Genomic DNA, 20,197 nt, shown 5'->3' with positions numbered 1-20,197 from the left:
ATCTTTGTTCTTTATCAAAACTATCGCTTTCTCCTCCTTTAAAGGAATAAATAGTTTGCATGACTTTTATTCTAATGTGTCTTCTGTTAAGCATATGTACAAAGAACTAAATGTTTCAATATTAAATTGTAATTAATATGGTGTTACTATTTTAAGCTGCCATTTTAAAAGCCTTCTCTTAAAATTTTAATGCAAAAGGCGAAAGTTAAAATAACTTTCGCCGTGCAAAAATAATGTTATTTTAAATAATTATCTCTTATTCTCTTTTTTTCTTGCATCAATTCTGCTTTGAGCAATATTTAAAGCCGCTTGATTGGTTGTAATGTTATTTGTTTTGGCATTGTTTAATATTTCCAAAGTTGTATTGTAAATATTTTCTGTTTTACGAATAATTTCTTTTTTATCGTAACCTTCCAATTCAGCATATACATTTATAATACCTCCAGCATTAATCAAGAAATCTGGTGCATAAACAATTCCTCTTTCTTGTAATAACTTTCCATGTATTTGTTCAACAGCCAATTGGTTGTTTGCTGCTCCGGCAATTACTTTTGCTTTAAATTTATTAATGGTATCATCATTAATTGTAGCTCCAAGAGCACATGGTGCGTAAATATCCATTTCTTCAGAGTACAAGTCATTTCCTGCATAAATTGTAACTCCGTATTTTTTACTGATTTCTTCTAAACGTTCTTGGTTAATATCGGAAATAATAACTTTAGCACCTTCATCCATCAAATGTCCTACAAGAGCCTCTCCTACATTACCAATACCTTGAACATAAATAACCTTATCTTCTAAAACATCGGATCCAAATTTAAATTTAGCTGCAGCTTTCATTCCCATAAAAACACCATACCCAGTAATTGGAGATGGATTACCTGCACCACCAATAGCTTCAGAAATTCCAGTAACATAAGGAGTTACTTCTCTTACTGTATCCATGTCTGCAGTGGTCATTCCAACATCTTCAGCCGTAATATATTTTCCACTTAATGAGTGAACAAATTCACCAAATTTTCTCATTAACTCTGGTGTTTTTTGAGTTTTTGCATCCCCAATAATCACCGCTTTACCTCCACCTAAATTTAATCCAGTAATGGCAGATTTATAAGTCATTCCTCTTGATAAACGAAGTACATCGTTTAAGGCTTCCCATTCGTTGGTATAATTCCACATTCTGGTACCACCAAGTGCTGGTCCTAAAACACTATTATGTATTCCAATAATTGCTTTTAATCCTGTATCTTTGTCGTTGCAAAACACAACCTGTTCATGATTATCGAATGAAAGTTGACCAAAAACCGGATCTGCTTTATAAAGTTCGTTTGCTTTTATAACGTCTGTAACCATTTTAATTATATTTTAAAGTTATAAGTTGTGTTTTAATGACAAATCATTAAAAACAAAGGGCAAAATTAATCCATTAATAAGGTATTCACAAATTATTAATGATAAAAAGAAAATTTGTTAAAAACTTTATTTTTCTTAAAGACTTAAATGAAAGAATTACAACATCTTAATAAGTATTTTTTAAAGTATAAATGGCGTCTAGTAATTGGTGTTTTAATAACAATTGTAGCTAAAATATTTTTATTATTTACTCCAGAATTAATTGGTTCGTCCATAGATATCGTAAACTTATATATACAGGGTGAAGTAACAGATATCGCTACTGTTAAGAAGGAGTTACTTATCAATATAATTTATATTATTGGCGCTGCTTTAATTACCGGAGTACTTACTTTTTTTATGAGACAGACCATAATAAATGTATCTCGGTTTATTGAATACGATTTAAAAAATGAAGTTTACCAACACTATCAAAAACTGTCTTTAAAGTTTTATAAAAACAACAGAACTGGAGATTTAATGAATAGAATTAGTGAGGATGTTGGGCGCGTACGCATGTATGCTGGTCCTGCAATTATGTATAGCATTAACACCTTCACTCTTTTTGTAATTGTTATAGTCTTTATGTACAAACAAGCTCCCTTACTAACACTTTATACCATAATTCCTTTACCAATATTATCGTTTATTATTTATAAATTAAGTAAGGAAATACATAAAAGAAGTACGGTTGTGCAGCAGTATTTATCTCATTTATCGTCTTCTACCCAAGAATCCTTTAGTGGTATTTCTATTATAAAAGCGTATGGTCTAGAGAATGAAACCTCAAGTAATTTTAGCGAATTATCTGAAACAAGCAAACAAAAACAATTAAGTCTAGTAAAAGTGAATGCTTTTTTCTTCCCCATGATGATTTTGCTTATTGGTATTAGTAACCTAATTGTTATTTATGTTGGAGGCATTCAATATATGGAAGGAACTATTAGTCTAGGCGTAATTACTAAATTTATTATTTATGTCAACATGCTAACCTGGCCTGTTGCAACTGTAGGTTGGGTGACTTCCATAGTACAACAAGCGGAAGCTTCGCAAAAACGTATTAACGAATTTTTAAAAATCATTCCGGAAATTACTAATCCCATTGAAACCCCATCAGATATAATTGGAGATATTGAGTTTAAAAATGTTCATTTCACCTATAACGACACCAATATTGAAGCATTAAAAGGTGTTTCGTTTAAACTGGCTCATGGAAAAACTTTAGCTATTATAGGAAAAACCGGTTCTGGAAAATCGACCATCCTTGACCTTATTGGAAGACTTTACGATATAGAAAAAGGCGAATTACTTATAGACAACACGCCAATATACACACTTAATTTAACAAGTTTAAGAGATAGCATTGGATATGTACCACAAGATGCCTTCTTGTTTTCCGATAGCATTAAAAACAACATTAAATTTGGAAAAGAAGATGCTACAGATGAAGAAGTTATTCAGGCAGCTAAATACGCTCAGGTCCATAAAAACATTCTCGGATTCAATAAAGGTTACGATACGGTTTTAGGCGAAAGAGGCATCACACTTTCTGGAGGGCAAAAACAACGTATTTCTATTGCTAGAGCTATTGTAAAGGATCCAAAAATCTTGCTTTTTGACGATTCTCTATCGGCTGTAGATACAGAAACTGAAGAAAAAATACTAAATCACTTACATACCATAGCCAAAGGAAAAACCACCATTATTGTTAGTCATAGAGTTTCTTCGGTTAAAAATGCCGATCAGATTATTGTTCTGGACGATGGAAAAATCGTTCAATCTGGAACCCATAACAAGCTTATAGATATGGACGGATATTACCGAAGTCTCTACTTAAAACAATTAAGTGAAAGCAATAAGTAATCACCTATTGTTCTAACAATTGATGTAGAGCGGGTTTCTCATAAATAAAATTAGATTAAAAGTATTGACATAAATTGTTGGTTAGTAATTGTTTTTTTTAGATTTTTGAGAAACTTTTATAAACAACAATACGATTATGGATAATAATGATATGATGGAGAAAGAAGAGATTTTTTCTAAAGTATTAAGAGCCGGAAGAAGGACGTATTTCTTTGATGTTAGATCTACAAAAGCAGGTGACTATTATTTAACAGTTACAGAAAGTAAAAAATTTACAAATGACGATGGATCGTTTCATTATAAAAAACATAAAATTTATTTATATAAAGAGGATTTTTCGGAATTCGGTACTATTTTAAATGAAATGACCGATTATATTATAAATGAAAAAGGCGACGAAGTTATAAGTGAACGTCATCAAAAAGATTTCAAAAAAGAATACGATAATGATACTATTGAAACGAATGTAGTTGGTACAGATGATAACACACCTAGTACAGGGAAATTTACAGATATTGATTTCGATGATATTTAAAAATCAATAAAATTATTTTAAAAGCCATTACTTAGTAGTGGCTTTTTTTGTGCCAAAAATTAAAGCTTCACACTTAATAGAGCCACAATAAAAGTGCTTACAAGATAAGTTGCCAAATAGAAAATGCCAAAATTTAGAGCAATAATAACACCATGTAATACAATCCAGAATGGCACTAAAGTTATAGCTAGTGCAAACCTAAAAGTAGCAATAAACTCTACTTCTTCTATTTTTGGTTTTATAGCGTATTTCCAAATAATAAATGGCCCTAGAAGATTTAGAATGAGTAAACCTTTAAAAAATCGTTTCATCCAATTTACAGTTTGCTTTGGAGCTGTTTCACATGTTTCAAAATTGGATTCAATGCACCTATTAACTGCAATCGGGTTTAAATAATCCACATTCAAAGCCTTTAGTTTTGCTATGGTTTTATCATATACAGCATGATCAATATGTGTTGTTAAACCTTTTATTTGGTTTTTAATGGTTTGTCTTAAAGCAATAATTTCTTCATTTGAAAACTGAGATACCAACGATTTAGCAGAAATGGGACTTCCGTAGTACAAAGCCACACTATCTCCAAAAGTAGTTCCTTCTTTATAGTTAAGACCAATTGGAACCAACTGCAAATCTAAATCTGGGTAACTACTTAAGGTTTCAAAAATAATTCTGGTAAAACCCTTGCTTAACGGCCTAACCGTTCTATTAATATGGTGATTCCCTTCTGGGAAAATGGCAACGGCTTGATTTGTTTTTAGTTTATCTGTACAGGTTTTAAAGATGTAATTATTTTTACTAAGGGTACTCCAACCATCCCGAACCCTGTAAACAGGCAACATATTTACACTATGGAGCAGTTTGGAAACCAATGGTTTTTTAAACACACTAGCTCTTGTTAAAAAATAAGAAAATCTCCCTGAAGTGGCAGCAATTAATAAAGCATCTATTAAGGCATTTTGATGGTTGGACAAAAACAGAATAGGCTTGTTTATAGGAATATTTTTTTCCTTAACCACAATAATTTTTTTGTAATAAAAAAACAGACCAATCGCTATGTAGGCCCTAACTGTATGTAACCAAAGATTTCTCAAGTGACTTCAAGTATTTTTCTGTCCTTAAAAGACCAATAATAAGAAATAGCCAAGCCAGAAACAATATGCCAAACGCCCCAAAATGCAGCTAAAATAGCCATTCCTCCTAACCCATTAAAGAAGGTGAAAATCAATAAAAGTCCCAATCCGGAATTTTGAATACCAGTTTCAATGGCTAAGGTTTTTTGATTTTCGAATGATAGATTAAAAGCTTTAGCCACTGTAAATCCAAGTGCAATAGCCAACAAGTTATGAAGGATTCCAATCCAAATTACATGATGTGCATAAGCATTAAACACATCGATATTATTGCTAAAAGCCAAAATAACAATAAGCACAAAAACAATGATTGAGAGTGGCTTTAAACGTTTAGAAATTAAAATAGCAAGTTTTTCATTTTTAGCTCGCAACAACATACCCAACAGCAATGGAATTCCCAAAATTAAAATTACAACTTCCAAAAGTTCAAATGGATTTAATTGCACTTCTTTTAGTAGTATAGAAGTAGGCTCGTACAAATATCCATAGAACTGAAAGTTGAAAGGTGTCATAAAGACTGCAATAAAAGTAGCAAAAGCTGTTAGACTTACGGAAAGCGCCGTATTTCCATTGGACAAATGCGTCATGAAATTAGAGATGTTTCCACCGGGACACGCTGCCACCATCATCATTCCAAGAGCAATACTAGGTTGTGGTTTAACAATTAAAACAAGCAAAAATGTAAAGAAGGGCAATAATATAAATTGCAACAAGATTCCAATTAAAACCAATTTTGGTTGTTTAAATAGACGTTTAAAATCATCAAATTTAATTCCTAAAGCCACTCCAAACATTATAACGGCTAGAGCTAAGTTTAAAACCCAGAGACCTTGACTATCAAAATTAATTTTTACTTGATCTAATTCTCTCATAAATTATAGAACAGCTGTGCCATTTTTAACCTTTATTTCTGGATTTAAAAGAATAACATCTTTCCCATTTACAGCCCCTAAAACTAAGCAATCGCTCATAAAAGAAGCTATTTGTTTTCTTGGAAAATTTACAACTGCTACAATTTGCTTGTGTAGTAAATCTTCTTTATTATATAAAGTGGTTATCTGAGCAGATGTTTTTTTTATTCCCAAATCCCCAAAATCTATGGTTAACTGGTAAGCAGGTTTTCGCGCTTCAGGAAAATTGGATACTTCCAAAATAGTCCCTACACGTAAATCTACTTTTACAAAATCTTCAAATGGAATGATTTCACTCATTTTTAAGAAAGCTTGGTTGGTTTTTTTAAAGTGAAAAAAATATATTTTTATAATAAAACGTGTTGCAATATAAGTATATCCATGTAATTCTTATCATTTGGATTATAATTTATATTTTTGGTAGAAACATATAAAAATGGCAAGAACTTCATCAAACATGCTTCCTCTTGGAACTAAAGCTCCTTCTTTTACTTTAATGGATACGGTTTCTAATGAAAATTTTTCTCTAGAAGATTTAAAGGGATTAAAAGCAACCGTTATTATGTTTATCTGTAACCATTGTCCGTTTGTACAGCATGTTAATGGTCAATTAAGCCAATTAGCAAAGGACTTTAAAAGCAAAGGTGTAGAGTTTATTGCTATTTCAAGTAATGATGTGGAAAACTACCCGCAAGATTCGCCGGATAAAATGAAAAAAAATGCTTTTAATCAAGACTTTATCTTTCCGTATTTATACGACAAATCCCAAGAAGTTGCCAAAGCCTACCAAGCGGCCTGTACTCCAGATTTTTATGTTTTTGATCAAGATTTAAAATTGGTGTACAGAGGGCAATTAGACGATTCCAGACCAGAAAACGATGTTCCAGTTACTGGAAATGACATCCGTAATGCGTTAAACTGTATTCTTGAAAATAAAAAGAACACAAGTACACAAAAGCCCAGTATTGGATGTAACATTAAGTGGAAAATTTAATCATGCCATATAAACCTAAAACTATAAATACCTTTATTATAAATTATTAAATAATATTTACTATATTTAAATATTGATTTTACATTTTCCCTAAGTAGCACAAGTTTCCCTACCTGAATGTGCATATTAATTAGTAGCTAATAGTGAATGACTTTTTTGTTAAAAAAGTTACATCCAGTACTAACTAAAAAACACAAACAATATGAAATCATCTAATCGTTTTTTCATTGTATCCGCTATTCTCTTATTTTCATTTAGCCAAAACGCTTTTTCTCAAACTATCTATACCATTACGCTTTACGTAGATACTGGAAACATTACTAAAGAAAACATTGACGAAGTATGTTCCTTTAAAATTGAATCGCCAAATCGAGACCCTATTAATTATACTGGCGATCTCACAAAATTCATCATTCATGTTAGTGCAAGAGATACCATAGTATGGAGAGGGGAATCAACTAGTAACCCAAATGAAGACGAAGTACACATCTATTCCATAAACTATTACGATGGGGATAATGTTTTTGATAGAGAAGTGTTATTCGCAAGCCAAAGGCCTCCTGGAATTGTAAGAGGTACTGTAAAACAAAGCGCAAAGGGCTTTGAGGAAAAATACTCCATTAATTTTAACGTAATTAATTCAGGAAGGATGCAAGATATCTCCTTTGAAATTGATCCAAAGATTTCTGTAAAGCCTTAAACAAATAATCACTTAATAAATACAAAACATTTTGTATATGAAAAACCTAGCTTCACTTAGAGCCAGTTTGCTCGTGGGTTTTTTATATTTATTCTGTCTTAATGGATTTACCCAAAACTCGGCATATATTGATAGTTTAAAATCTATATATAACAAAGAAGGTTTTAACAAACAGGACAAATTAAACATCCTAAAAGAACTATCCTCAGAAGAACGCGATCCAAATGTCAAACTAAGCTACAGTGATGATTTAATTGCTTCAGCCCAACAAAGCGATTCCTTAGATTATCTCTTTCTTGGTTACTTGAATAAAGGCACGGCCCTAAGATTAAAAAGTGATTTTACACAAGCGCTAGACAGTTATTTTAAGGCAGCCAATATTGCCAGCAAAAATAAGATAGACAGAGATTTAGGCTTAGTAAATATTGTAATTGCCGATGTGTATTCTTTGATGGGAAATCATAAAAATGCCATTAATTATTATGAAATCGGTATAGATTTATTGAAAAAAGAAGGCGATTCTCTAAACTTTGCTAATGGCTTATCTAATTTAGGTGACGAGTATTTTATAAACAAACAATACGACCAAGCCATTGTTTATTTTATGGAATCTGGTTATATCTTCAAAAAAATCAATTCTTTAGAGGGCACCGCTTTTAACTTAGGAAACATGGGGATGGTTTATGCCCAACAAGGCAAAGACAGTCTTGCAAAGGCGCATATTAACGAAGCCATTGAAATTCTAGAAAATCTAGAGTTGTACTACCCTATTTCAGTTTACCTAACGTATATGTCTGATATTTATCTAAATCAAGGAAACCGAGAAGCTGCTCTAAATTATTCTGAAAAAAGTCTTGAACTAGCTACTAAATATGGTTTAAAAGATCAAATAAGTGAAGCTGCTTTGCAAATTTCCAAATTGTATGAAGACGCGGGTAACTACAAAAACTCCTTAAACTATTTTAAAGAATATTCTAAGTTTAAGGACAGTGTTAGTAACTTATTTAAAGTTCAGGAAATGGCAGATCTTCGAACAAATTTTGAAGTATCCCGAAAGCAGGTTGAAGTAGATTTACTGACTCAGCAGAAAAAAAACCAAGAAATTGAAGTAGCCTTGCTCAATCAGCAAAAAAGAAACCAGAAAACCATTGTGTTCGCTACTATCATTGCTTTAATACTAATTTGTACGTTGGCGTTTGGACTTTATAGAAGAAATAAGTTTATAAATAAAACAAAGCGAATTATTGAAGATGAAAAAAACAGGTCCGACAAATTATTGTTAAATATTCTGCCCGAGCAAACAGCTTTGGAGTTAAAAAAACACGGAAAAGTAGTGGCCAAAAGATTTGATTTAGTATCTGTTATGTTTACAGATTTCAAAAATTTTACCAGCTATTCTGAAAAATTATCACCAGAAGATTTGGTGAAAAGTGTGGATTATTATTTTTCTAAATTCGACGAGATTATTGAAAAATACCAATTGGAAAAAATCAAAACTATTGGAGACTCCTATATGTGTGCAGGAGGTCTGCCATTTCCATCTAACGACCATGCCATTAGAATGGTTCTTGCCGCACTTGAAATTTCACAGTTTGCCAAAGAATCCAGAAAATCAAACATAAACAATATAATGCCTTTCGATCTTAGAATTGGAATTAATACAGGTCCTGTTGTTGCTGGAGTAGTTGGCACTAAAAAGTTTGCTTATGATATTTGGGGAGACACCGTCAACATTGCATCTAGAATGGAAGAAACTTCTTTAATAGATAAAATCAATATTTCCGAAAACACCTTTCAACTAGTTAAAGATGCTTTTGAATGTGAGTTTAGAGGAACCTTTGAAGTTAAAAACAAAGGCCAAATGAACATGTATTTTATTAATAGAATTAAGGATAAAACATTCTATAACTACCTAAATATCAATCAAATTTCCGATGATACCCAACAGTAATCTATTTGTTCTTTTCTTCAATCCATTTGCTCATATACTTTGTACTTTGCATATGTTGATGCTGAAGCATCTGTCCCGTGAAGTTGTTTAATCGATGTGTGAAAAGTTGTTTGGTTGTCTCTTCAACTCTCTTAAGAAACTGTTTCTGAAAATATTCTCTCTGAAATCGGGTATTGATAATGTCAAATCCGTTTTGCTGTTTTTCCATCCAAATTTTTTCATCCGAATACAAGGCAACGCATTTGTTTACAAACTCTTTCGGATCATTTTCCACAAAACCATTGGACTCCAATTTTCCAAACATCCCTTCTGCTCCAATACTTGTTGTAACACAAGGGGTTCCAAATTGCATGGCATCCACCAATTTCCCTTTTAGTCCAGCTCCAAATCGTAAAGGAGCCAAACAAACTTTTGCATTTTGCATGACGTTTGAAACTTCTTGCGCAAAACCTTTTATTAAAAACCCATCCTTTTCGTTATGTAACTGATTAACTTTTTGAGGCACATAAGCCCCATAAACAAGAAGTTGAGCTTTGGGCAATTGTTTCCTAATCAATGGCCAAATAGTTTCTTTTAAATATAAAACGGCATTGTAATTAGGTTCATGTAGAAAATTTCCAATGCTAACAAAATCTGTTCTTTTCTCAAATTTAGGAAGCTTTTCAATGTCAGAATTTGAGATTTTATCCAATAAAAACGGCAAATACAACAAAAGAGATTCAGGAACCTTAAAATCTGTTTTAAGAAGGTTTATTTCAGCTTCAGAAATAATCAAAGTTAAATCGCATCTATAAATACTAGCTATTTCACGTTTTGCCGTATCATTAAATAAATAATTTAAACTGAAAGGTTCTCCTGTTTTTAATGCCAATTGCCTGCCTTTACGCAATCCGTGTAAATCTTCAGTATCAAGAATTCGCAAAGCTTCAGGGCATTGTTCTAATACACGCCAACCAAATTGTTCTTCCATCATAAATCTATCGAACAAAACCACATTTGGATTTAAATTTCTCACAAACCCATCAAAACTGGAATGGTTCAGTTCTATGGCAACCGGCTTTACTCCTATACTTTCCAGATTAAATGCATTAGCACTTTTAGCACAAGGACTTGCAAAAGTAATGCTGTAATTATCCGCTTGAAATAATTGAATGATTTGCAGCATCCTAGTTCCGGCAGCAGAACTTTTCGGTTCCGGCCAAACATATCCAATAATTAAAAGGTTTTTTGCCACAAACACAAGAATGATAAGGGGTTATTACTTAGAATTTCTGATTGAATTTTACAGAATTACAAATTCTATTCAAATATACGTAAAAACAGCAAACAGCTAATTGAAGCTCAATACTGTTACTCTGGTTTCGGAATCAAACTATATTTAAAACGTACTTGTTTTGCCCAATTTACCATATCTAGAATTTCCGCATCAGAAAGCTTGGCTTCTTGATGTGTCCAAGTATAGGAAGGCAAAGGCATTTCCTTTTTTTCGACCATTTCAATAAGTTCTTCAATTTTGTGGTCTTTTTTCTTTACAGATAAACCTTCCCAATTGGACATATTGAAATGCTTTTTTCCATCTTTAACATGTTCTGCCAACCAGTAGTTTACGGGCGTTATATTATCATACCAAGGATATTTAGTAACGTTGGCATGACAATCGTAACAACTTTCTTTTAAGATGGCTTTAATGTTTTCTGGCGGATTTGTTTCAATTAAAAAAGGTTCAACAGAAGCTAGATCTCCATTATTTTTTTGTGGTCCAAAAAATTGTGCTACAACAAATAGAATCAGTACTACGAATAATATTTTTTTTGTAGTTTTCATTTTAATTAATTTAAGATATTAAAAATAAGTATTTCTTATGACTAAAAACAAACTTTGAAACGAATAAATAATAGCAATCATTCGCACAAAAAGTCTGTAGAAATCTACATTAATAGGTTGTACTTTTTTGAGAACATTTTTAATTGGATCTCTTAGGATTTGGTGCTGGTTTTACAACCTAGTTATCATTTACGGAATTCGACTTTTAAAGCACGTGCCAAACACATTTTAAAAAAGATTAAGAAGTCGTCAAATTACTTTATAATTCATAAATCATAAATCGTCTATCGTAAATCATTTCCTTATCTTTGCATCTTTAAAATATGCATTGAAACATTTTTGAAAACTCACAAAAACCAACACAAATCATGTCTTTAACATCTCTAAATGCTATTTCTCCTATCGATGGTCGCTATAGAAATAAAGTAAACGAATTAGCTCCTTATTTTTCTGAGGAAGCATTAATTAAATATCGTGTACAAGTAGAAATTGAGTATTTTATTGCACTTTGTGAGCAACCTTTACCTCAACTTAAAGCTTTCAATCCAAATTTATATGAAGAGTTACGTGCTATTTATAGAAATTTTACAACGATAGATGCTTCAGCCATTAAAGAGATTGAAAAAACCACCAATCACGACGTGAAGGCCGTTGAGTATTTTATAAAAGACAAGTTTGATGCCTTGGGCATTTCAGAATTTAAAGAATTTATCCATTTCGGATTAACATCTCAAGATATCAATAATACAGCAATTCCTTTAAGCATTAAGGAAGCCATGAACGATGTTTACGTTCCGGAATTTATTATTCTTCGCGATAAATTAAAAGAACTTTCTAAAGATTGGGAAAACATCCCAATGCTTGCTAGAACCCATGGGCAACCAGCTTCTCCTACCCGCTTAGGAAAGGAAATCGCTGTATTTGTTGTTAGAATGGAAGAACAATTTAATTTATTAAACGACATTCCAAGTGCCTCTAAATTTGGTGGAGCTACAGGGAATTTTAATGCGCACAAAGTGGCTTATCCAAACATCGATTGGAGAGCTTTTGGAAAGAATTTTGTTCAAGGAAAATTGGGATTACAACATTCGTTTCCAACGACACAAATTGAGCATTACGACCATATGGCCGCTTTGTTTGATTGTTTAAAACGCATCAATACCATTTTAATCGATTTAAACAGGGACATTTGGACGTATGTGTCCATGGAATATTTTAAACAAAAAATTAAAGAAGGTGAAGTTGGAAGCTCTGCCATGCCACATAAAGTAAACCCTATCGATTTTGAAAATAGCGAAGGAAATTTAGGAATTGCCAATGCCATCTTCGAGCATTTATCGGCTAAACTTCCTATCTCAAGACTACAAAGAGACTTGACTGACAGTACTGTTTTACGTAATGTTGGCGTGCCTTTTGGACATACACTTATTGGATTTAAATCTACTTTAAAAGGGTTAGGCAAATTACTTTTAAATGAAAGTAAATTTGCAGAAGATCTAGAAAACAATTGGGCAGTTGTGGCAGAAGCCATCCAAACCATTTTACGTCGTGAGGCTTATCCAAATCCTTATGAAGCTTTAAAAGGCTTGACAAGAACTAACGAAAAAATTACTCAAACATCGATTTCAAATTTTATTGATACCTTAGAGGTTTCAGATGGGATTAAAAAGGAATTAAAAGCCATTACTCCAAGTAATTATACGGGAATATAATATGATACTTACAGACAAACAATCTTTACTTATTTGCGCCGTAGTAACTTTTGGCTTCTCCATTCTAGGCATTATAGATGTTTTAGATAATCACGTGATTGTTGCTGTACTTTTACTCTTATTTGCACTAGTGGTTGCTAATTTACTAAGCAGCAAACATTTATTTGAAAAAGATGAGGAAACTGATATTGAAGAAAATTCCAAAAATGGAACTATTTAAAATAAAAAAGGCTTCTGAAATCAGAAGCCTTTTTTATTAATCTTAAGGATTGTTCTTATTTAAAAAACTTAATAACATCTTCAAATTTTGAACTATCAATATCTGCATTTTGAAAAGCATCTACAAGTGTTGCCATTTTCTCTGGACGCATATTGTTTCCTAAAATCCTAACAATACCAAAGCCCATATCTTTCGAACTGGTAAATACAATAAACTCTTCAACCGCATCGTCGTCACCAATATATTTAACAATTACCTTGGCTGCTTTATCATTAAATTCAATCAGTTCAATATACTTTTTATCGTTTAATATGGATTTCACTTTGGAAAGCTCTTCGTTATAAACATCTTGATTGTTTTCATTGATTTTAAATCCTAGAAAATTCAATCTTTTTACCGAGTTATAAGCTTCCTTCTGGTCTTCTGTTAAAGTACTTTTATCCAGTTCTACAATAGTTGTAGGAATATCTGCCGAAATAAAATTTGGAGTTTCTTGATTATCTACAAAATAAGTTTGTAGAGATTCTCCTTGATTACAACTTACTAGCAATATAAATGCTAGTAAGTTGAATAGTATTATTTTGATGGATGAATTCATAAGTCTTATTTTTTACTTTTTTTCTCTAAATGCTCACTACCTTGAATGTTCATTTTCTTTGTAAGTTTCGAAATCTGGTTTAAATCGATGTTTCCTGTTAAAGACACAACAACTGTTTCAAATTCTCGTTTTTCACCATTCATGTTCACATCCAAATCTTTAGTAACAGCACTTAAACCATCTACAAACATTAGGAATTCGCTTACATGGTCTTCGTCTTTTCCTTGCTTCACATAAAAGGTCATGTTTACACCACTATCTTTTACCACCATTAATTCTTCCAGCGCACTTTTACGGGATTGCACCCATTTAGAAACATCTGTTGAAATGGCTTTGCTTCCTGTAGTTATTACTTTAAAACTAGTAATACTGTTTACCATATTTAGGTATTCTTGAGCTTCGGGATCGTCGGTATTGATATCCATTTTAGCTAACATTTGGAACATTTTGGGTTTAATGGACACATAGGTTACATCTGGACTTTCGCTGTATTTAGCAAAAATATCCTGTGCCATGGATGTTAATGGCAATAACATAATAGCCATTAAAAAAAGGATTGCTTTATTATTCATTTTACTTGTTTTAAATTTATTTATCGTTTTCATTTTATATTTTTTTAGGGGATTATTTAAAAATTATTTTTGTTTTGTTTTCCATTTCACTTAGGTAACCAACCTTCGATATTCCGGAATCCAAATGATCTAGATAACCTAGTTTTTCAGTTCCCTTATTTAAACTGTTGGAAATTAATTCTAAAGATTTGACCACTTCATTATAAGCCATTATTGGATCGTCGAAGGTTCCTAAATCTTCATCTTCTTGGAAAACAGGCATACTAAAATAGAAGCCTAATAAAAGAACTGCTACCGCTGCTACCGAAATCCACTTATAACTGAATATTTTCTTAGATTTTAATGGAACGGTTTTGGTAAACGTTTCTTTTTGATTTATGGAAAAGTAAGCAAACATAGGTTTGTACATTTCCAAATGTGGTGCAATAGTCCCTTGAGAAAAATAGCTTCTTAACTCCTGCTCTTCTTTTAGACTTGTCTCTCCGTTTTCGTACTTTTCAAGTAAGTTTTCTATATTATTTAGTGCCATAACTATGTGTGTTAGTTAATTGTTCTCTTATTGTTTTTCTTGCTCTGGATAAAGCCACTCTAACTGCTGTATTATTCATGTCTAGCATTTTTGCAATCTCCTCCAAATCGTATTGTTCTATATCTCTTAATTGAATGACCAGTTTTTGTTGTTCTGGCAAATTCTCTATAATTTTTGCTACCCAATCTACACTGTCGTTTAATTCAATCTGTTTTTGTAAAGAGGTCCTTTTATCTTCATAGTTGCTATGTACAATTTTTAGATTTTGTGCGTGTTTGGATTTTAATTTATCTAGGCAAAAATTCTTTGTCATCGTCATAGAAAATGCTTCAACATTTTTATAGTCTTCAATTTTCTCTTTATTATTCCACAATTTCAACAAAATCTCCTGTGTAGCATCTTCAGCTTCTTCCTTCGAAACCAATAATCGTTTCGCTAATCGGAAGACTTTATCTTTAAAAGGCATGACTATATTTAAAAATTCTGCCTGTGTCATAGTTTGGTTTGGTTTTTACAGTTGGTTTACGTCTGCATATTATTACGACGATACACTTGTTGTTTTGTTACAAAAAATTTTTAGTCTAAGATAAAGTAAGTACTTTTATTCTAATTCTTCGGAAGAAAAAGTTCTAATATGAAAACCAAACATTTAAAATTACTTAGCCTATTATTTTTATTCTCCTTTATTACTGTTGGATGTTTTGAGGATTTAGACGATTATCCTGCATCAACAAAAGACTTAAACGATTTTGTTTGGAAAGGTCTAAATAGATATTATTTATATAAAGATGAAGTACCTAATTTAGCAAACAATAGATTTACCGATTCTGAATATGACAGTTTTATAAACAGTTTTTCTTCACCTGAAGATTTATTTGAAAGTCTCATCTTCCATAGACAATCCATTGATAGATTTAGTTGGATAACAGATAATTATATTGAATTGCAACAACAACTCAATGGAACAACCTATAACAATGGAATGGAATTTGGATTGGTCCGGTTTTCCAGTACTAGTTCCGAAGTTTTTGGTTACGTACGTTATGTCTTACCTAATACCGATGCTAAAAACAAAGGTCTAAAACGCGGAGATATTTTTCATGCTATTAATGGCGTCTCTTTAAATGTAACTAATTACAAACAATTATTAAGCCCTAATAATTACACTATAAACTTAGCCGTTTATAACGATAATGGCACAGAAGATACAAGTGATGATACCATAGAACCCATCCATCAAAGTATTAACTTAACCAAAACGCCTTATACTGAAAATCCTGTTTTTATAAAAGAAGTTTTAGAAGTGGCCAACCAAAATGTGGGTTATTTAATGTATAACGGTTTTACAAGGGATTTCGATTCGCAATTAAACGATGCCTTTGGTTATTTTAAATCGCAAAACATTCAGAATTTAGTTTTGGATTTACGTTATAATTCTGGAGGTTCGGTAAATACGGCTATTTTATTATCGAGCATGATTACTGGGCAATTTACTGGACAGGTTTTTTGTACAGAGCAATGGAATAGCGAGATTCAATCGCAATTGGACCCAAATGCTTTAATAAATAATTTTAAAAACAACGATAATGGAACGCCATTAAACAGTTTGAGTCTTGGTAAGGTTTATATTTTAACAAGCAAAAGTACCGCCTCTGCTAGCGAATTGGTAATAAACTGTTTACATCCGTATATCGATGTTGTACAAATTGGAACAACCACAACCGGAAAATATCAAGCTTCGATTACACTTTTTGATTCTCCCGATTTTAGTAGTAATAACATCAATCCTATCCACACATATGCCATGCAGCCCTTAATATTGAAAACTCTAAATGCTGTTGGGAACACAGATTATAACGATGGTCTGGATCCAACTTTTCCAATTAAAGAAAACTATGGAAATTTAGGAGTTTTAGGAGATCCAAACGAAACCTTATTGGCCATTGCTTTGCAAGAAATAATGAATGGTGGCAGAATGTCTTTACCTCCTTTTAGCGCTTTTGAAATCGTTGGAGATAGCAAGGATTTCACGCTTACAAAAAACAGGATGTATATTGACAGAAAATAATTAGACCTGCCAGTTCCCGATATTTTGGAATAAAATCTGACAGGTCTTTTGTTAAAAATAATTTATATAATTATATCTAATAAGACATTAATTAAAATAAATTTTTGAAGCTATCAATCCTACTTCAAACGTATTAATTATAGATTTGGTGTTTAAATCAAAAACTACCAAATCGCTTAAAGACACAAAATCTTTAGCGTCTGTTACATATAATTTATCATCTTTAACAGCCATTCCATAAGTAGATATGGCACCTAAGTTTATAAAAGAAGTACTTGGCAATGAACTTGCTGAATCATTCAACTCAAAAACCTCATTATTAGATTGATAATACACTTTACCATTAGCATAGTCCATACCACTTGGATGTACACCATCGGCAAAGCTTAATGTTTGTACAACCGTATTTGAAGATAAATCTATTTTAGAAATTGAAGCTGAAGTCTCATTTCCCGTCCATGCTGCATTCCCTTCACAAAGCACTACTAATTGCCCTAAGCTATTGATAATCATATTATTTGGAACATCATTAACCGTTATAGTCGTAACGGCAGAATCTGAAATATTAATAACCGAGACAATGTTATTAGAATTATATCCACCCTTATGAGACACATATAATTTATTTCCAACACTAATTATCTGTTCTGGACCTTCTCCAACAGGAATGGTGTTTGTAACTGCATGAGTTGATAAATCTACTACCGCTATATAATCATCGGAAGGATCTGTAGGATCACCCCAATTGGTTACATAACCTTTACCTCCAGCAAAAGCTATAAATCTAGGCAACATCAAACCGGTAGAGATAGCTCCTTCTTTTTCAAACGTATTTCTATCTACTACATGGATAATGTTGCTATCAACAACTATATAAGCGTTGTTATTATTAAAACCCATTGATTGAACATAAGTTCCTAAATCTTCACTATTTACATTAAAAAACACATTGTTTTCTGTTGTAGAAAAATCATTAGAAATATAAGATACAGATCCAGAAAGAGTCCCACCTTCTGCACTTACAAAAATACCGTTTTCGTAGGCACCTAAAGAAACTGGTGGATTTACACTATGGTCGTCATCACTACTACAAGATGTGGTTAAAAAACCAAATACTAAGACTAAAGTTAAAAATTTAAATACGTTTTTCATTTTTTTAAAAATTAAGGTTTATATAAAAGTTATAATTAATTCCAGGCATGTACCTATTTACTACTGCTTGGTAATTGATGTTAAAAAGATTTTTAATTTGAATTCCTAAAGTATAATTGCGATTTTTTCCCAAGGCATATTCTGCTCCAGCATTGGAGAGCACATAAGCATCCAATATATATTTTGGATTATTATCTGATAAAGTAAACACCTCACCTACATACAAGGCTTCATAATAGGCAGACATACGTTTATATTGATAATTCAATATGGCTGTTGCTTTGTGATATGGCACATAAATAAGTTGTTTTTCAGTGTCTTTATTTTCTGAAACCGTATAAGCATACGTACTTCCTAATGCTATTTTATGAGATTGAAATTGTTGTTCTATCTGTAATTTGGCTTCCAATCCATAACTTAATACATGATCTGTATTTACTGGTTTCCAAATACTTCCTGCTGGTAGCCAACGAATCATGTTTTTAATATCGTTATAAAAACCTACTACCGAAAAGGATATTTTGTTAAATGTAAATTCATTACCTAATTCTATTTGATTGGAAGTTTCTGGATTCAACTCCAAATTTCCACTTCCAAACCAATACAAATCGTTATACGTTGGAATTCTAAAGTTTTTAGAACCATTCAAATTTATCGCATAATAAGGTGTTACACGATATTGCAACCCTAGACTATACAGCAAAGGACTTTCGTAATTATTGGTGATTTCTTTTCTTAAACTGGCTTCATATAAAAACTTTTTGAAAGTCTGTTTAAACAACAAACTAAATCCTGAAATAGTTCGATTGTTTTCGGCAATATCAGAACCTTCACCAGATGTACGGGTTACATCTAGAACACCTTGTAAATTTGCATTCTTAAGAAGCTTATAATCTAACTGATACTTTCCTATATAAGATGTTGCTTCACCAAAACTAAACGTACTCTTTTCTATATTCTGGAAATATTTATAATTTTCTGTGATATATGCTAATCTTAATGTGGAAATAAACTTCCCGTAAAACCCTTGCCATTCTAAAAGGTTTCTAGTATTGAAATCTTGGTATTTTGTTGGAGTTTCCGTAGGAGATATCAACGAGAAATGACGTTCAGAATCAAATAAATAACTGTAGAGCTTGATAACATTCTTATTATTTAGTTTATAACCAAAATTTACCGAAAATGTATTGTTATAGAATTGACCATTCAAATTGGTTTTATTACTATCTACGTAAGGATAATCGTTTGAAGAACTGGTTCTGCTCAATCCAACATCTATAGAAAATATTTCAGATGATAGGCCTCCATTATATGCAACATCCCAAGTATTAAAACTTCCATAGCTGGCGTAAAGATTGTTTTCAAAAGCAGAATTAAATTGTAAATCATTGTTTAAATGGATGGTACCACCAATGGCCCCACTTCCATACAACACACTTCCTCCGCCACTTCTAACGGTAACATTATCGAAGTTTCTTATATTAACAGTGTTAAAATCTGTCTGCCCATTAAATTGGGAATTAATATTAATACCATTCCAAATAACAGCTGTTTGTTGGGCGGTAGTGCCTCTAAAAGAAGGTGAAGACACCATGCCTAAACCATTTTCCTTAAAATAAATGGAAGCGTTATTGTTGAGTAATTGTGTTAAAGATGAAGCACTCCTAACTAAAACACTGTCGTTTAAAACACTGGTAAGCTGTGTGTCTGAAAACGTTTCTAAATACCTATCGGTTTTTAAAACAATTTCATCAAGTTGCTGAATAGTATAAATAGGTGCTTGAGCCCATGCCACAACACATATATGTAATAATATAAAAATGCTAAAAACCTGCTTCATATTCTTAAAGTTCTTTTCCCGAAAACTTTTAAATTAAGTTGATGAAAATGGCAGGTCTCCTGACTTGCGTCCTCATGTAGGTCTTCCCAGATATATCCAGTGACATTGAAGTTTTACATGAAGCTTTGTAGCTTACAGTTGCGGGAACAGTTCAAGAATTAATGAATTACGACGGACAAATTACGAATTTGAAAAAGCTTCAAAAA

General features: G+C 32.0%; 20 protein-coding genes and 1 riboswitch. Of the genes, 8 read left to right on the top strand and 12 right to left on the bottom strand.

Going from position 1 to position 20,197, the window contains the following annotated elements; all coding sequences use genetic code 11:
- Positions 1-249: 249 nt before the first annotated feature.
- Positions 250-1,353, bottom strand: coding sequence for a Glu/Leu/Phe/Val family dehydrogenase (locus VKY47_RS11750; RefSeq protein WP_324313001.1), 1,104 nt, complete (start codon positions 1,351-1,353; stop codon positions 250-252).
- A gap of 147 nt (positions 1,354-1,500) precedes the next feature.
- Between VKY47_RS11750 and VKY47_RS11745 the strand changes: the two genes are divergently transcribed.
- The gene (locus VKY47_RS11745) at positions 1,501-3,255 is read left to right on the top strand and encodes an ABC transporter ATP-binding protein (RefSeq protein ID WP_324313000.1); all 1,755 of its coding nucleotides are present in this window, start codon (positions 1,501-1,503) and stop codon (positions 3,253-3,255) included.
- A 136-nt stretch (positions 3,256-3,391) separates the two neighbouring features.
- Entirely contained in the window at positions 3,392-3,790 is a 399-nt protein-coding gene (locus VKY47_RS11740) for a PUR family DNA/RNA-binding protein (RefSeq protein ID WP_324312999.1), read from the top strand.
- Positions 3,791-3,849: 59 nt separating this feature from the next.
- On the opposite strand, the gene VKY47_RS11735 is transcribed toward VKY47_RS11740, so the two are convergent.
- From VKY47_RS11735 to VKY47_RS11725, 3 genes are all read right to left on the bottom strand, one after another.
- The gene (locus VKY47_RS11735) at positions 3,850-4,806 is read right to left on the bottom strand and encodes a 1-acyl-sn-glycerol-3-phosphate acyltransferase (protein ID WP_324312998.1); all 957 of its coding nucleotides are present in this window, start codon (positions 4,804-4,806) and stop codon (positions 3,850-3,852) included.
- 71 nt (positions 4,807-4,877) lie between these two features.
- Positions 4,878-5,792 carry a bile acid:sodium symporter family protein gene (locus VKY47_RS11730; RefSeq protein ID WP_324312997.1) on the bottom strand — a complete coding sequence of 305 codons (915 nt, stop codon included), beginning with the start codon at positions 5,790-5,792 and terminating at the stop codon, positions 4,878-4,880.
- A gap of 3 nt (positions 5,793-5,795) precedes the next feature.
- Positions 5,796-6,131 carry a tRNA-binding protein gene (locus VKY47_RS11725; protein WP_324312996.1) on the bottom strand — a complete coding sequence of 112 codons (336 nt, stop codon included), beginning with the start codon at positions 6,129-6,131 and terminating at the stop codon, positions 5,796-5,798.
- Positions 6,132-6,267: 136 nt separating this feature from the next.
- Between VKY47_RS11725 and VKY47_RS11720 the strand changes: the two genes are divergently transcribed.
- The 3 genes from VKY47_RS11720 (at position 6,268) to VKY47_RS11710 (ending at position 9,476) form a co-directional block, all read left to right on the top strand.
- Positions 6,268-6,825 carry a thioredoxin family protein gene (locus tag VKY47_RS11720; protein WP_324312995.1) on the top strand — a complete coding sequence of 186 codons (558 nt, stop codon included), beginning with the start codon at positions 6,268-6,270 and terminating at the stop codon, positions 6,823-6,825.
- Positions 6,826-7,027: 202 nt separating this feature from the next.
- Positions 7,028-7,525, top strand: coding sequence for a hypothetical protein (locus VKY47_RS11715; protein WP_324312994.1), 498 nt, complete (start codon positions 7,028-7,030; stop codon positions 7,523-7,525).
- Positions 7,526-7,562: 37 nt separating this feature from the next.
- Entirely contained in the window at positions 7,563-9,476 is a 1,914-nt protein-coding gene (locus tag VKY47_RS11710) for an adenylate/guanylate cyclase domain-containing protein (protein ID WP_324312993.1), read from the top strand.
- 1 nt (position 9,477) lies between these two features.
- Here VKY47_RS11710 and VKY47_RS11705 read toward each other — a convergent pair whose 3' ends face one another.
- Together VKY47_RS11705 and VKY47_RS11700 are read right to left on the bottom strand one after the other, a co-directional pair.
- On the bottom strand, positions 9,478-10,710 hold the full coding sequence (locus tag VKY47_RS11705; RefSeq protein WP_324312992.1) for a glycosyltransferase: 1,233 nt from the start codon (positions 10,708-10,710) through the stop codon (positions 9,478-9,480).
- A gap of 116 nt (positions 10,711-10,826) precedes the next feature.
- The gene (locus tag VKY47_RS11700) at positions 10,827-11,300 is read right to left on the bottom strand and encodes a heme-binding domain-containing protein (protein ID WP_324312991.1); all 474 of its coding nucleotides are present in this window, start codon (positions 11,298-11,300) and stop codon (positions 10,827-10,829) included.
- Between the two features lie 368 nt (positions 11,301-11,668).
- Here VKY47_RS11700 and purB point away from each other — a divergent pair, with 368 nt between their 5' ends.
- Both purB and VKY47_RS11690 read left to right on the top strand, forming a co-directional pair.
- The gene (gene purB, locus VKY47_RS11695) at positions 11,669-13,012 is read left to right on the top strand and encodes an adenylosuccinate lyase (protein ID WP_324312990.1); all 1,344 of its coding nucleotides are present in this window, start codon (positions 11,669-11,671) and stop codon (positions 13,010-13,012) included.
- Position 13,013: 1 nt separating this feature from the next.
- Positions 13,014-13,232: a hypothetical protein gene (locus VKY47_RS11690; protein WP_324312989.1), complete on the top strand. Its 219-nt coding sequence runs from the start codon at positions 13,014-13,016 to the stop codon at positions 13,230-13,232.
- A gap of 55 nt (positions 13,233-13,287) precedes the next feature.
- On the opposite strand, the gene VKY47_RS11685 is transcribed toward VKY47_RS11690, so the two are convergent.
- The 4 genes from VKY47_RS11685 to VKY47_RS11670 are packed head-to-tail and all read right to left on the bottom strand — an operon-like array spanning position 13,288 to position 15,427.
- On the bottom strand, positions 13,288-13,830 hold the full coding sequence (locus VKY47_RS11685; protein WP_324312988.1) for a DUF4252 domain-containing protein: 543 nt from the start codon (positions 13,828-13,830) through the stop codon (positions 13,288-13,290).
- Positions 13,831-13,835: 5 nt separating this feature from the next.
- Complete coding sequence (locus VKY47_RS11680; protein ID WP_324312987.1) at positions 13,836-14,402, bottom strand: DUF4252 domain-containing protein; 567 nt, start codon at positions 14,400-14,402, stop codon at positions 13,836-13,838.
- A gap of 52 nt (positions 14,403-14,454) precedes the next feature.
- Positions 14,455-14,931 carry a hypothetical protein gene (locus VKY47_RS11675; protein WP_324312986.1) on the bottom strand — a complete coding sequence of 159 codons (477 nt, stop codon included), beginning with the start codon at positions 14,929-14,931 and terminating at the stop codon, positions 14,455-14,457.
- Positions 14,918-15,427, bottom strand: a complete 510-nt coding sequence (locus VKY47_RS11670) for an RNA polymerase sigma factor (RefSeq protein ID WP_324312985.1) — start codon at positions 15,425-15,427, stop codon at positions 14,918-14,920. The genes VKY47_RS11675 and VKY47_RS11670 overlap by 14 nt, the downstream gene beginning before the upstream one ends.
- A gap of 138 nt (positions 15,428-15,565) precedes the next feature.
- Here VKY47_RS11670 and VKY47_RS11665 point away from each other — a divergent pair, with 138 nt between their 5' ends.
- A complete protein-coding gene (locus VKY47_RS11665; RefSeq protein WP_324312984.1) occupies positions 15,566-16,999 on the top strand; it encodes a S41 family peptidase in 1,434 nt (477 codons plus the stop codon).
- An 87-nt stretch (positions 17,000-17,086) separates the two neighbouring features.
- Here VKY47_RS11665 and VKY47_RS11660 read toward each other — a convergent pair whose 3' ends face one another.
- Together VKY47_RS11660 and VKY47_RS11655 are read right to left on the bottom strand one after the other, a co-directional pair.
- A complete protein-coding gene (locus VKY47_RS11660) occupies positions 17,087-18,151 on the bottom strand; it encodes a YncE family protein (protein ID WP_324312983.1) in 1,065 nt (354 codons plus the stop codon).
- 4 nt (positions 18,152-18,155) lie between these two features.
- Positions 18,156-19,991, bottom strand: a complete 1,836-nt coding sequence (locus VKY47_RS11655; protein WP_324312982.1) for a TonB-dependent receptor plug domain-containing protein — start codon at positions 19,989-19,991, stop codon at positions 18,156-18,158.
- A 32-nt stretch (positions 19,992-20,023) separates the two neighbouring features.
- Positions 20,024-20,197, bottom strand: a riboswitch (cobalamin riboswitch). This riboswitch is flagged as partial in the annotation.

This window comes from Xanthomarina sp. (assembly GCF_035306705.1).
Classification (GTDB): Bacteria; Bacteroidota; Bacteroidia; order Flavobacteriales; family Flavobacteriaceae; genus Xanthomarina.
The sequence above is the reverse complement of the archived record's forward strand: the minus strand, read 5'-3'. Positions and strand labels throughout refer to the sequence as shown.